9 protein-coding genes are annotated in these 11,853 nt (G+C 41.0%); 6 read left to right on the forward strand and 3 right to left on the reverse strand.

Annotated elements, in window-relative coordinates:
- Nucleotides 1-16 precede the first annotated feature (16 nt).
- Together ACR2F3_RS05620 and ACR2F3_RS05625 are read left to right on the forward strand one after the other, a co-directional pair.
- The gene (locus ACR2F3_RS05620; RefSeq protein ID WP_432708996.1) at nucleotides 17-1,447 is read left to right on the forward strand and encodes an amino acid permease; all 1,431 of its coding nucleotides are present in this window, start codon (nucleotides 17-19) and stop codon (nucleotides 1,445-1,447) included.
- A gap of 119 nt (nucleotides 1,448-1,566) precedes the next feature.
- Nucleotides 1,567-2,031, forward strand: a complete 465-nt coding sequence (locus ACR2F3_RS05625; RefSeq protein WP_432708997.1) for a lysozyme — start codon at nucleotides 1,567-1,569, stop codon at nucleotides 2,029-2,031.
- Here the strand turns inward: ACR2F3_RS05625 and purE are convergent.
- Complete coding sequence (gene purE / locus ACR2F3_RS05630; RefSeq protein ID WP_432708998.1) at nucleotides 2,024-2,515, reverse strand: 5-(carboxyamino)imidazole ribonucleotide mutase; 492 nt, start codon at nucleotides 2,513-2,515, stop codon at nucleotides 2,024-2,026. The two genes, ACR2F3_RS05625 and purE, sit on opposite strands and share 8 nt — an antisense overlap.
- A gap of 68 nt (nucleotides 2,516-2,583) precedes the next feature.
- On the reverse strand, nucleotides 2,584-3,723 hold the full coding sequence (locus ACR2F3_RS05635) for a 5-(carboxyamino)imidazole ribonucleotide synthase (RefSeq protein ID WP_432708999.1): 1,140 nt from the start codon (nucleotides 3,721-3,723) through the stop codon (nucleotides 2,584-2,586).
- 17 nt (nucleotides 3,724-3,740) lie between these two features.
- Between ACR2F3_RS05635 and ACR2F3_RS05640 the strand changes: the two genes are divergently transcribed.
- Nucleotides 3,741-4,970 (forward strand): NAD(P)/FAD-dependent oxidoreductase, encoded by a 1,230-nt coding sequence (locus ACR2F3_RS05640; protein WP_432709000.1) that lies wholly within the window; start codon nucleotides 3,741-3,743, stop codon nucleotides 4,968-4,970.
- A 59-nt stretch (nucleotides 4,971-5,029) separates the two neighbouring features.
- Here the strand turns inward: ACR2F3_RS05640 and ACR2F3_RS05645 are convergent, their stop codons facing one another.
- Nucleotides 5,030-8,281, reverse strand: a complete 3,252-nt coding sequence (locus ACR2F3_RS05645; protein WP_432709001.1) for an amidohydrolase family protein — start codon at nucleotides 8,279-8,281, stop codon at nucleotides 5,030-5,032.
- Nucleotides 8,282-8,361: 80 nt separating this feature from the next.
- Between ACR2F3_RS05645 and ACR2F3_RS05650 the strand changes: the two genes are divergently transcribed.
- From ACR2F3_RS05650 to ACR2F3_RS05660, 3 genes are all read left to right on the forward strand, one after another.
- The gene (locus tag ACR2F3_RS05650) at nucleotides 8,362-10,254 is read left to right on the forward strand and encodes a RecQ family ATP-dependent DNA helicase (protein ID WP_432709002.1); all 1,893 of its coding nucleotides are present in this window, start codon (nucleotides 8,362-8,364) and stop codon (nucleotides 10,252-10,254) included.
- A 65-nt stretch (nucleotides 10,255-10,319) separates the two neighbouring features.
- Nucleotides 10,320-11,030, forward strand: a complete 711-nt coding sequence (locus ACR2F3_RS05655) for a head GIN domain-containing protein (RefSeq protein WP_432709003.1) — start codon at nucleotides 10,320-10,322, stop codon at nucleotides 11,028-11,030.
- The coding region (locus ACR2F3_RS05660) for an MFS transporter (protein WP_432709004.1) at nucleotides 11,030-11,853 on the forward strand (824 nt) is incomplete at its 3' end. The genes ACR2F3_RS05655 and ACR2F3_RS05660, both read left to right, overlap by 1 nt.

Genomic DNA, 11,853 nt, shown 5'->3' on the forward strand with positions numbered 1-11,853 from the left:
ATAAAACACATCTAAATTGAAACAAACAAACGAAAAGCCTGAGGATCAAAAACTCAAAAGAGGTTTGCAAAACAGGCATATACAATTAATTGCCCTTGGCGGAGCCATCGGAACAGGATTATTTCTAGGTATTGGTCCGGCAGCTGTTTTGGCTGGTCCGTCTGTAATTCTAGGATATGCATTGGCAGGGATTATTGCCTTTTTTATTATGCGCCAGTTAGGGGAGATGGTAGTGGAAGAACCGGTTTCCGGTAGTTTTAGCCATTTCGCCAATAAATATTGGGGATCATTTGCTGGCTTTGCATCAGGCTGGAATTATTGGGTTCTGTATATCCTGGTCAGCATGTCTGAGCTAACAGCCATTGGTATTTATGTGCATTTCTGGTGGCCTGAGATCCCACTATGGACATCAAGCCTTTTCTTTTTCATTGTAATTAATGCTTTAAACCTCACTAGTGTGAAAGTATATGGAGAGGTTGAATTTTGGTTTTCCATAGTGAAGGTAGTGGCCATTATTGCTATGATTGTTTTTGGTGCATATCTGCTTTTTAGCGGTAACGGAGGTGAACAGGCAAGCATTCAAAACCTCTGGAATGATGGAGGATTTTTTCCTAAGGGGTTTTTAAGTTTGGATGAAAGTGGAAGCTATCAGGGGTTGTTTGCTGCATTAGCACTCATTATGTTTTCTTTTGGCGGATTAGAGTTAATAGGGATAACAGCTGCAGAGGCAGAGAATCCTGAAAAAACTATTCCAAAAGCTACTAACCAGGTAATTTACCGGATATTGATATTTTATGTTGGTGCGCTTGTAATTTTGTTTTCGTTATCGCCATGGAAAAATATAACGACCGATAGTAGCCCGTTCGTAATGGTGTTTGAAAGTTTGAAAGGCTTTCAGTTTAGTCTTTACGGTAAGACCATCTACTTTACAAGTTTAATTGCAAATGCACTTAATTTGATTGTTTTGACTGCCGCTTTATCTGTATATAACAGTTGCGTTTACAGTAACAGCAGGATGTTATATGGACTGGCGGCGCAAGGAAATGCGCCATCTTTTTTATCCAAATTGAATAAGAGTTCAGTTCCGCTGAACGCACTTCTTTTTTCAAGTTTGTTTGTAGCAATATGTATCATTATTAACAAACTCATGCCTGATAAGGCCTTGTCTATCTTGATGTCACTAGTAGTGTCGTCGCTCATTATTAATTGGTTGATGATCAGCATTACCCATCTAAAATTCAGGCGCCATAAAGATGCCGAGCGGATTAAAACAAAGTTCCCATCTTATCTCTATCCCTTATCAAATTATATATGTTTATTATTCTTGGTGGGCATATTAGTGATTATGTGGATTACCGGTTTGAAAATATCTGTAGAGTTGATTCCTGTGTGGATAGTTTTGCTTTATGTATGCTATTTTTTCGTTAACAGACGGAGAAATAAATAAGAATAGTGTAAATAATGATACCCAACCCGGCAATAGGGTGGGTTAACGATATGTTAAAATATTCTTGAAATTCTTTAACTTAACAATCGTTTGTTTGTTATTCACTATAAAGCCTTTTTATGAAATTAGATGACCTGGGAGTCGATTTCCTGATTCAGGAGGAGGGGATGGTATTGCATCCTTATCTTGACAGTGCTGGTATACCGACAATTGGCGTAGGTTGTACTTTTTATGAGGATGGAACAAAAGTTAAGATGACCGATAAGCCAATAACGAAGAAACGCGCGATTGATCTTTTTAAGAATACCGTAGCCACCTTTGAAGTTACGGTATCGTCGGTCTTGCAAGTGGAGGTTACACAAAACCAGTTCAATGCGCTTGTTTCTTTATGTTATAATATTGGAGGCGGAGCTTTTGTTAATTCTACCTTATTGAAGAAGCTTAACGAAAAAGCTCCGTTACCTGAAATCGAAAGCTGGTTTTTAGTATGGAATAAAGTCGGTACAGAACCTATCCTGTTGGGCAGACGGAAACGTGAGTTTTCTCTTTTTGTAACTGGCTTACCTGTTGTGCCGCTTATTTAGATTCCATTTCCAAAGCGGTTTTCTCGACTATTTCTCTTAAGTTATCTTTATACTCTTGCATCTTATTACTCAGATCCGCATCTGCCGTAGCTAAAATTTGTGCGGCCAACAAACCTGCATTTTTTGCAGCATTTAATGCTACGGTTGCCACTGGTATACCGTTTGGCATTTGCAGGATAGATAATACGGAGTCCCAGCCATCGATGGAATTGGATGATTTGATTGGCACCCCAATTACTGGTAATACGGTTATGGAGGCCACCATGCCTGGCAAATGCGCTGCACCACCAGCGCCTGCAATGATTACTTTTAATCCTCTTGAAGCGGCGTCTTTAGCATATTTAAACATTCTTTCAGGTGTACGATGAGCGGAGACTACCGTCATTTCGAATGGAATTCCAAAACTTGTTAGAATGTCGGCTGCATCCTGCATGATGGGTAAGTCGGATTTACTGCCCATAATTATGCCTACTTGTATGCTCATTGTATGTAATTTTATGATGATGTTATGATGATGTTATGATGATCTGTTTATTTGCTGACACAGAGGGCTTAAGCAATTACCATAAGGGCTTGTTTAATATATTTGGCTTTTTCTATAGCGCTTTCACGGTTCTGGTCTACAACAGTAACATGGCCCATTTTGCGGAAGGGTTTAGTATACTTTTTACCATACAAATGAACATAAACGCCATCTAAAGCAAGGATTTTTTCTAACCCTTTGTATTTAGCCACACCATCGTAACCTTTTTCGCCCAATAGATTAATCATAACCGAATTGGTGATGCAGCGTGTATCGCCAAGTGGAAGATTAAATATTGAACGCAGTTGCTGTTCAAATTGTGATACATAATTACCCTCAATGGTCTGATGCCCGCTATTATGTGGTCTTGGTGCCAATTCATTTACCAAAATATCACCATTTCTGGTCACAAACATTTCTACAGCCAGTATACCAGTAATGTTTAAGGCAGCGGCGATGTTCTTTGCTATAATTTCTGCTTTTTGCTGAATAGGCTCCGGATAGGTGGAAGGACTTATTAAAAATTCAACCAGGTTAACCTCTGGGTTGAATTCCATTTCTACCATTGGAAAAGTTCGCACATCACCGTTTGAATTTCTGGACACGATTACGGCAATTTCCTTTTCAAAGTCTACCATTTCTTCAATTAAACAAGGGCCTTCGAAAGCACTATCTAAGTCTTTGATGGTTTCTATTTTCATTACCCCTTTGCCGTCATAGCCATCTCTGCGCTGTTTTAACATAAAGGGAAACGCGAAGTTGCTGTTTAGCATTTCTTGCCTTCCGTTAACCAAAATAAATGGGGCGGTAGGGATATCATTTTCTTTGAAAAACTGCTTTTGTACCCCTTTGTCCTGGATCAGGCGAATCACCCTGGATTGTGGGAACACTAACTTGCCTTCTTTTTCAAGTTGTTCAAGGGCTTCAATGTTTACTTTTTCAATTTCAATGGTAATGACGTCTGCTTTCTTTCCAAAGTTGTAAACTGTATCGTAATCTGTAATGGAACCACATTCAAAAGTATTAGCGATGTGTTTGCAGGGAGCATGAGTATCTGGATCTAAAACCATGGTCGTCAGGTTGTAATTAATCGCTTCCTGTATCAACATTCGCCCTAATTGGCCTCCGCCAAGTATGCCTAATTTTAAATCGCTTATCTGTTTTGCCATCTCAATATGAAAAAGTTATGCTTATTTTGCACAAATTTAACAATATAAACGGATTGATGGATGCTGATGCTATAATAATTGGTGGTGGAGCTTGTGGGCTGATGTGTGCTGTGCAAGCAGGATTTTTGGGTAAAAAGGTGATTGTGTTGGAGAAAGCTGAACAACCAGGCGCCAAAATTCTGATATCGGGAGGGGGCAGGTGTAATTACACCAATTTATTAGCAACCGAAGAGCAGTTTATTTCTGCTAACAGGCATTTTCTGAAATCTGCTTTTAAACAATGGACCGTTGAAGATACCATTAGTTTTTTCGAAACTTACGGGATCACTGGTAAGGAAAAAACATTGGGCCAACTTTTTCCTGATGGCAAAAATGCCAGGGATGTAGTGGCGGTTTTCACCGATTTGTGTAGGGAGCTAGAACAGGAAATTCGTTGTCAGTCAAATGTGATGGATATTGAAAAAACTGCTGATGGGTTTACTGTCACCTACGAAAGAAATGGTAAAACTAAAAAGCTACGTGCCGAGAAGCTGGTAATTGCTACCGGTGGTTTACCGATTCCTAAAATGGGGGCTACCGATTTTGCCCTACGTTTTGCCCGTAAACATCACCTGGCCATTGTAGAAACTGCGCCGGCTCTGGTACCATTAACGATAACCGGTAAAGATGAGGCATGGTATGCACAGCTTTCAGGTAATGCTGTGTTTTGTGAAATAAGTAATGAAAGGATAGCTTTTGAAGAGAGTTTATTGTTTACGCACTGGGGCTTAAGTGGTCCCGCTGTGCTACAGATTTCTTCGTACTGGCGTGCCGGTGAAACGATTAATATTGATTTGCTGCCCCATAAAAATATTACAGAGATCATTGAACAGGAACGAAGTAAGCAAGGAAAAACCTTGCTGTCGACTTTATTTAATCGCTATTACACACGCAAGTTTACCGATGCACTGGGAAAATTTTTGCCGATGGAAAAACAAGTTGCAGCTTTAACCAAAGCAGATATGGATTTAATCCACGCTACGATACATTTATTTAAAGTAAAACCTGCAGGCGATAAAGGTTATGATAAGGCGGAGGTGATGCGTGGTGGGATAGACACCAATGAACTTTCGTCGAAAACTTTGGAATGTAAAAAAATTCCAAACCTGTATTTCGGTGGCGAATGTGTGGATGTAACTGGCTGGCTAGGCGGATATAATTTCCAGTGGGCTTGGGCAAGTGGATTTGTGATTGCGCAAAATCTGTAAAAAAAAGGGTGCAACACTTATTTTCGTATTGCACCCCTTCTTATCATTTAATTGTTATGTTAGTCGCATTCTGGCACGGTAAAGGTCCATGTTTCTGCTTCGCCCATAGGCATAGCGTAGCCCATTCCTTTATTGATTTCGAACCATAATTTAGGTCGAACCTTTTCTCTGCTTCCTGTTTCATTCATTGATAAACTATCATATAAACGTCCGTTGATCATTACGTATTTTATTTTCTCGGAATTTCTGATGTCTTCCAGCGGATTGGCGTCCATAACTACCAAATCTGCCAGTTTGCCATTTTCCAGGGAACCTAGTTCCCTGTTCATACCTAGATAACTTGCACCATTAATAGTGGCTGCACGAATGGCTTCCAATGGGCTCATGCCACCCTGTACGAACATCCATAGTTCCCAGTGTGCACCAAGCCCCTGAATCTGTCCATGGGCACCTAGATTGGCTTTTGTACCTGCATCGGTAATTTGTTTCACCGTTTTAGCAACTTCAATATGGCCATAATCGCCATACTCCGAAGTTGTTCTTCTTCGAGCACGCTGGTCGATTATGGAGCGGGGTGTAAAAGCCATTAACCTTTCATTTTCCCAAACATTGGTTCTGTCGTACCAATAGTTTTCACCCCATTGTGCACCATAACTTACAATTAAGGTAGGTGTGTAAGCTACTTTAGTGTTTGCCCAGAAGTCTACAACATCTTTATAAACAGGGGCAATGGGTATACTGTGCTCAATACCGGTGTGGCCATCGGCAACCATATTCATGTTGTGGAAAAAGGTTGATCCACCTTCTGGTACTACTTCCATTTGTAATTGCCTGGCTGCTTCCAAGATCTGCTGACGCTGATCGCGGCGTGGTTGGTTATAAGACTTAACAGAGAAGGCGCCGACGGCTTTTAAGCGACGGAGCCCGGCAAGGGCATCGTCAAGACCGTTAACCACAACTTTGAAATCGCCATCTGCACCATATAAAATAGTCCCGGTGGAATAAAGTCGCGGTCCTACCATACGGCCAGCTTTAAGCATCTCACTTTGGCTGAATACCATTTCTGTATTGCTTGAAGGGTCATGTGATGTGGTGACCCCAAAGGCAAGATTTGCAAGGTACGACCAATCCTGTTGCGGCGAAACCCCATCGGGACTGGTGCGAAGGTGTGCATGAACATCTATGATGCCGGGCATAATGGTTTTCCCGGTCACGTCTATGACGGTAGCATCCTCAGGAATAGTTACTTCTGAGACTGTTCCAACATTAAGGATTTTGTTGTTTTGCAATAGTATCGTCCCTTCCTCAATGACCTTATCGCCTTGCATAGTGATAATTCTGGCTCCTTTTAATGCCACTAACCCAGTAGGTTTATCTGCTTTTAAAGTTAAGCCAATGGCGATACCCGGTTCTGACTGTGTTGTGTCGGAAGTATTTGCAGGCTGGTTAAAGGCAAACGCAGTATTGATGTCTTTGCTATAATAAGTTTCGCCAAGTGTCCAGAACAGTCGGTTGCTGTCGCCGCTCCAATGGATATAACTGCCGCCATCCTGACTCACTTTTGTTACCGGAATTGCTTTGTTTGTTGAAGACAATTCAAGTTCCGACCCTATGGTTACCAGAGGTGTGATGTAAACATTGTATAACTCTGTAAAGGCCATCCACTTGCCATCCGGACTAGGAGCAAAATCTGTAGCATAACTCGATGTAAAATGCGTTTTTTCATCAGCACCATTTAAAGCAATGCTTTTAAATGATTTTTTTCCTCTACTGTTGCTCTGGAAATAAATTCTAGTGTCGTCGGTATTAAACTTAGGCTTAATGCCATTGTCGGATATCAGGGTCTTCTTACCGCCATTTGCCGCAATGGTATAGATTCCAGGATTTTTACCGAAAGAAAAACCCAGGGTCTGGTTACCCGTTCCTTTTCTGTATACAATTTTATCACCCTTGTTTGAATATTTCGGAGCGTAGTAAAAGCCTCTTTCATCGGTGAGTGTTATTGTTCTACCGGTTTTAAGATCTGTGCGCTTAATGGCACCTTTTAATTCATCGCTCCAGGTGGTGTAGATCACATATTTTTGGTCGGGACTGATTTCGGGCTCAAATTCAAAATCCATACCGTTGGTTACTCTTTCAGGTTTACCGTTTGGCAAATCTTTTTTATACAGGTAGCCAGCTGCATTAAATATTACAAATTTACCATCACCAGACGTTGTTAGCTGCCTAATCATCTTCACCTGGAACTCATCTGCAAAAACTTGTTGCGGAAAGTGAAGTGCATCTTGTACTGTTTGATTTGTGGTGGCCTGGAAGGGGATTTCAGTAACTTGCAGGGTTTTTAATTCTAGTTTTTTTATTTTGCCCTTCGCATAAAAGATGATGTTCTTGGAATCGGGTGTCCAGGCGAAATTTGGATATATCCCAAAAATTGCCCAGGTTTCCTGCTGGTCATGAGAAAGGTCGTCAAATAAAGGTATTTCTTCGCCGGTCTGTAGGTTTTGTAGCTGTAAAACTGACTTCAGGCGCACCCTTTTAACATAAGCCATCATCTTTCCATCTGGAGACACCTGAGGACGCGCGGCTCCACCTTGTTCGGCAATAAAATTGGTTAGTTTTCCCGTATTGAGATCAAGTTGACGAATAGCGTAGATCATCCCGTTAGGGTCCTTGCTGTATTCGAAACTTGGGCCGGGCGACATGTCTTCGCTGAAATATAGAAATTTACCGTTTGGAGATACATTGGGCTCGCCAGCGTCCTGCTGGTCGTTTTTTCTTTTAGTCAGTTGTACGCCATCCCCGCCGTGGATATTGTACATCCACATTTCACCTGCTCCTAAAGAACGGGTGCCTGTATAGTGTTTACGTGCAATAAGGTATTCACTGTTCGGCATCCAGGTTGCATTATTTAATAACCTGAAGTTTTCTTTAGTAACCTGGCGCTTGTTGGATCCGTCACGATTCATGATCCAGATGTTATCACCGCCACCTTTATCGCTAGTATAGGAAATGTATTTCCCATTAGGACTAAAACGGGGCTGTACGTCAAAGGCAACGCCGCCGCTTAATAAGGTTGCTGTACCACCGGTGATGGGCATCACATAGATGTCGCCCAGCATATCAAAAACGATTTCTTTACCATCATTGCTGACATCAAGGTTCATCCAGGTGCCTTCGTTGGTAGTGATAGAGAAACTTTTAGTAGTTCCTTTGTATTTTTCAATATCCCACTTAGTGTTTTCTTTGTTATCTTGAGAGATAGCTGGGAGTGTACAACCTAATAATAGAATAGCGAGAAGATTCTTGCGCATGGTTTGTGTGTGGTTTAAGCTTGTTGAAGCCTGCAATTTAATAATATCAGTTCATTTTTATAGTTTTGAATTTACCTTTTATGAATAAAGCAGACATTTTAAAGCAGTATTGGGGTTTCGATTCCTTCAGACCATTACAAGAAGATATTATAGATGCTGTACTAGCCAATCAGGATACCGTGGCTTTACTCCCAACAGGTGGGGGTAAGTCCATATGTTTTCAGGTACCAGCAATGGTTAAGGAGGGTATATGTCTGGTCGTATCGCCGTTGGTGGCACTGATGAAGGATCAGGTAGAAAATCTAAAAGGTAGAGGGATTGAAGCTGTAGCCATTAATGCCGGAATGGGGAAAAGAGAAATTGATATTCTTTTGGATAACTGTATCTATGGCAAGATTAAGTTCCTTTACCTATCGCCTGAACGCCTGCTTTCGGAGATCGTTAAGGAGCGAATTTCATATATGAATGTGAACCTGATTGCAGTAGATGAAGCACATTGTATATCTCAATGGGGTTATGATTTTCGTCCACCTTATCTAAAAGTGAAAGATTTACGATTAATTCATCCAGATGTGCCTGTTATTGCCCTTACTGCAACGGCGACACAATACGTAAGGGCTGATATCATTGATAAACTTGAGCTCACTAATCCTTCTGTTTTTGTAAAAAGTTTTGCCAGAAAGAACCTCAGTTATGTGGTGATGGATCTGGAAGACAAGTATAAAAAACTTATTGACATAGCGAGGAATGTTAAAGGCTGCGGTTTGGTTTATGTACGTAATAGAAGAGAAACGGCAGAGGTAGCTCATTTCTTGCAAAGAAACCAGATTGCTGCTGACTTCTATCATGCCGGACTTACCCGTGATGAGCGTTCGCAAAAGCAGGAAGCCTGGAAAAAAAACAGCATCCGGGTGATGGTGGCTACCAATGCTTTTGGAATGGGGATTGATAAACCTGATGTTCGTTTTGTTGTGCACCTTGATCTTCCGGAAAGTTTAGAAGCTTATTACCAGGAGGCTGGTCGTGCGGGGCGTGATGACCAGCGTTCATTTGCTGTACTATTAGCCAATGCTTCCGATCATCATAATTTACGCCGTAAATACACAGATAACTTTCCAAGTGTAGAGGAGATTAGAAAGACCTATCATTATCTGGGGAGTTATTATCAGCTGGCTTATGGGGTAGGGCAAGGCCTGAGTTTCCCTTTTGACCTGGCTGACTTTTGTAAACGATTTGACCTGAACGTACTTAAAACCATTTCAGCACTTAAGTTTTTGGAACATGATGGTTACTTAACCTTATCAGAAAATCTGTTTCTGGATTCGCGACTACTTGTGCTGGTTGGTAACGAGGATTTGTATCGTTTTCAAATTGAAAACGCCGGGTTTGACCCATTGATTAAAACCTTGTTGAGGTCGTATGGTGGTGCTTTTGATCAATATGTTAAGATTAAGGAGGACGATGTGGCTAAAAGACTTGGCGTGTCGTATAATACTGTTATAGCCATGTTGAAAAGGATGCAGGATATGGAGGTGATTTCCTATTTGCCGCAGACAGATCAGCCCCAACTGGAATTTATTTTACCGCGTGCAGATCAACAGCACATGGATATTGATGTGAAATACATAGCGATGCGTAAAAAGATACAGGAAGATCAGATTAATGCGGTGTTAACTTACGCTAGTATGCCAGTTTGCAGAAGTATACAGCTGCTTACTTACTTCGACGAGTTGCACCCTGCAAAATGCGGTGTATGTGATATTTGTCTGGGGGAGAAAAAGGTTCAGGAAGCTGGCGAACGACAAGCGAAAATTGAGTTTGAAATTGCCATCCTGCTGCAAAGTGGTCCACAAAATTTAACCGATTTAGTGAGTGCACTGAAAACGGGAACGGAAAATGAAAAACTTGATCGCATTCGCGAGTTGTTGGATGCAGGGAAAATAAAAACCGATGGTAAAAACTATTACCTTTAGTTTGTGTTGCTCAAACAGCGAAAAACATTTAAATTGCCGTATATTATATAATAACCCCCTTATTTATGAAACGAATTAGCCTTCTTTTATTTGCACTTCCGTTAATTTTAATTTCTTGCAAAACTGAATGTGTTGAAGATGCCGGTATGCGCGTATCACATGTAAACACTGTAGATAGTTTTGATGAAGTGGAAGTACAAGGTACTATTAAAGTGGTTTTTCACCAGGACAGTAGTTATGCGATTAAAGTAGAAGCTGACTCTAACGTAATCGATGAAGTGAAGGCATCGGTAAGTAGGGGTGCTTTAAAGTTAAGTCTTGATCCAGAGAAATACTGCGGTGCAGATTCAGTAGTCGTTTATGCGGGTGTTGGAAATTTAAAATCGATTAAAGCGGGAGCCAATAGCAGCTTGGCTTCGCAAGGGCGACTTAACCTGGGTGACTTGAAATTAACATTAAATGGTAACACGACAACGGACTTAGATCTTAATGCGTCTAAACTGACTACAGAAGTCGATGGAACAGCCGATATTAAATTAATTGGACAGGCAGGTATAATTAATGTGAAATCAAAAGGCTCACTAAATCTGAATGCTTTTGACTTTGTGGTTGGACAATACAACCTCGATATGGAAGGTGTAAGTAAATGTAATATTAACGTGCTTAATGAATTAAAAGTGGAAACTTCTGGTTCAAGCGAAGTCTTCTATAAAGGAAGTCCTAAGAAAATCGACAAAAAGAAAACTGGGAACGCCCGATTGCAAAAAGTAAATTAGTGGAATTAAAGAACAACAAACGCGTTATCCGGTCCTGGGCATTTTTCGACTGGGCAAATTCCTCTTACAACCTCGTGATAACCTCCACCATTTTTCCTGCCTATTATTCTATTATCACAAGAACGGCCGAACACGGAGACCAGGTGACGTTCTTTGGAATTCCATTTGTTAATACTGCGCTGTCTAATTATGCATTAGCCACTGCTTATTTGGTAGTGGCCATATTATCGCCCGTGCTATCTTCCATAGCCGACCATAAAGGCAATAAAAAGATATATATGATGCTATTTACCTGGCTCGGTGCTTTGTCTTGCTGCGGCTTGTACTTTTTTAAACTGGAAACATTAGAGTGGGGGATAATCTGTTTTGCATTGGCGGCCATTGGTTACGGAGGCGCCTTCGTATTCTATAATTCTTATCTTCCGGAAATCGCCACACCTGACCGTCAGGACGCAGTGAGCGCTAAAGGTTTTAGCTACGGATATATCGGGAGTGTTCTTATTCAGTTGATTTGTTTTGTGTTCGTGTTGAAGCCTGAATGGTTTGGAATTACTGATATGAGTTTTCCAGCTCGTTTATCGTTTTTATTGGTTGGTATCTGGTGGATCAGCTTTGCACAAATTCCTTTTCGTGTATTGCCTAAGGGAAGCCCTAATTTTAACGCCGCGGAACAAAAGAAAATATCAAGCGGGTTTAAGGAATTGCATGTAGTATGGCAACAAATTAAGGGTATGGTGTTAATGAAGCGATTTCTCTTTGCTTTCTTTTTCTATTCCATGGGTGTTCAAACTATTATGCTTGTTTCGGCAAGTTTTGGAGAGAA

The sequence above is a fragment of the Pedobacter sp. genome (assembly GCF_045627485.1).
GTDB lineage: Bacteria > Bacteroidota > Bacteroidia > Sphingobacteriales > Sphingobacteriaceae > Pedobacter.

Bases quoted from the DNA above. Each gene is read 5' to 3' on its own strand.
- ACR2F3_RS05625 (WP_432708997.1), top strand. From the start codon at position 1,567: ATGAAATTAGATGACCTGGGAGTCGATTTCCTGATTCAGGAGGAGGGG.
- ACR2F3_RS05635 (WP_432708999.1), bottom strand. From the start codon at position 3,723: ATGGCAAAACAGATAAGCGATTTAAAATTAGGCATACTTGGCGGAGGC.
- purE (WP_432708998.1), bottom strand. From the start codon at position 2,515: ATGAGCATACAAGTAGGCATAATTATGGGCAGTAAATCCGACTTACCC.
- ACR2F3_RS05640 (WP_432709000.1), top strand. From the start codon at position 3,741: ATGCTTATTTTGCACAAATTTAACAATATAAACGGATTGATGGATGCT.
- ACR2F3_RS05655 (WP_432709003.1), top strand. From the start codon at position 10,320: ATGAAACGAATTAGCCTTCTTTTATTTGCACTTCCGTTAATTTTAATT.
- ACR2F3_RS05645 (WP_432709001.1), bottom strand. From the start codon at position 8,281: ATGCGCAAGAATCTTCTCGCTATTCTATTATTAGGTTGTACACTCCCA.
- ACR2F3_RS05650 (WP_432709002.1), top strand. From the start codon at position 8,362: ATGAATAAAGCAGACATTTTAAAGCAGTATTGGGGTTTCGATTCCTTC.